This window comes from Methanosarcina spelaei (genome assembly GCF_002287235.1).
GTDB lineage: Archaea > Halobacteriota > Methanosarcinia > Methanosarcinales > Methanosarcinaceae > Methanosarcina > Methanosarcina spelaei.
The window spans coordinates 1-1,246 of sequence record NZ_LMVP01000283.1 but is presented as its reverse complement, the minus strand read 5'-3'; the positions used below and the strand labels follow the sequence as shown (position 1 = coordinate 1,246).

The 1,246-nt window shown below is 37.5% G+C and carries 1 pseudogene; it reads right to left on the bottom strand.

What is annotated here, in order from left to right:
- Positions 1–253: 253 nt before the first annotated feature.
- A pseudogene (locus ASJ81_RS12925) lies at positions 254–1,168 on the bottom strand (IS4 family transposase); the annotation flags it as partial.
- Positions 1,169–1,246: the final 78 nt, after the last annotated feature.

Genomic DNA, 1,246 nt, shown 5'->3' with positions numbered 1-1,246 from the left:
TTCTATGTCCCATCTTGCTCCATATAAGTTTGCAATATCTTTTGCATTCAAAATCGACTCTGTTCCAAAATCCAGTGATTTTTGCATTTTTGATAGAAAATCTGAATTAGCAAGAAGAATCCAGTTTTTATCAAAATCAATATTCGCTATCTAAAGACTTGAATCATTAAGTTGTATTACACGGATGGTGACCATTTACAAAATCTAGTGATTTTGAATTTTACATCCATCACTAGATTTTGGTACTGAGTCTCAAAATCTCTTTCTGAATATTTGTGATATAAATGTGGTGCTTTTCATCCTCGTCATTATATACTGCAACAAGACGTACATTCATCTCATCCTGTTTTTGCTTGCCTTTATATTCTCTTCTTTTGAATGCTATTTTTACAACTGCATCAATATCTTTTCCAGAAAGTTGCTTAATGCACTCACTAATAGGTTTCCCTATGAAATCTTTGCACTTTGTTTTAGGCATTCCTTCCTCTATTGAAACAACAACAGGATCCATATTCTTTTTAATTCTTGAAACGAAATACCCCCCATTTTCTTCAACCCTTGCAAACATCTGAGTTTTGTAGAAACCAAGATCAACAAGGAGAATACGGTCTTTGATCCAGGGACCGATTTTCAATGTTTTTATCTCAGCTGATTTTTCGGAGTACAGAGCAACGGTTTTAGGGCCGTTAGCAACCGCACTTACCATAACTCCGACTTTTACTCCAGCAGCTACTGTTCTTGCTCTTGCTGCTGGAAATTTATCTGATAAAGAAGAGTGAAGACGAACAATTGTGCTGTCCTGAATGACAATATCCTGGAAGTTTTCGAGCTTCTTGCTAAGTTTTCTACCAGGTTCTTTTGCAAGTTCTTCTATGCCGTGAATTACGCACTGATGCAGGAACTCAACTAGTTCTGGAGTAAAACGATAGTACCAGCTGCTATCGCTTATGGTTTTATGGGACTCAGTTTCATATTCTCGTTTCAAACTGGAAAGTGTACGCTGCAAGCGTACGCCAAAACTAAGAGTTAAAACCCAAAAGATGATGACAGGGTCAATTTTGCGCTCACGTTTTATAAGACCAGTTTCTTTGGCAGTTTGCCTTAACCACTCTTCGGGAAACATTTCCCGAAGAGAGTCTTCAAGAGTAGGTGGGGGACGAGGAGACATAGAGATACATGTGTTAAGGTATTGTCATATAAAAACATCTTCAAGAGAAGGAATTTAGTGCTTAACCGATGACCAATG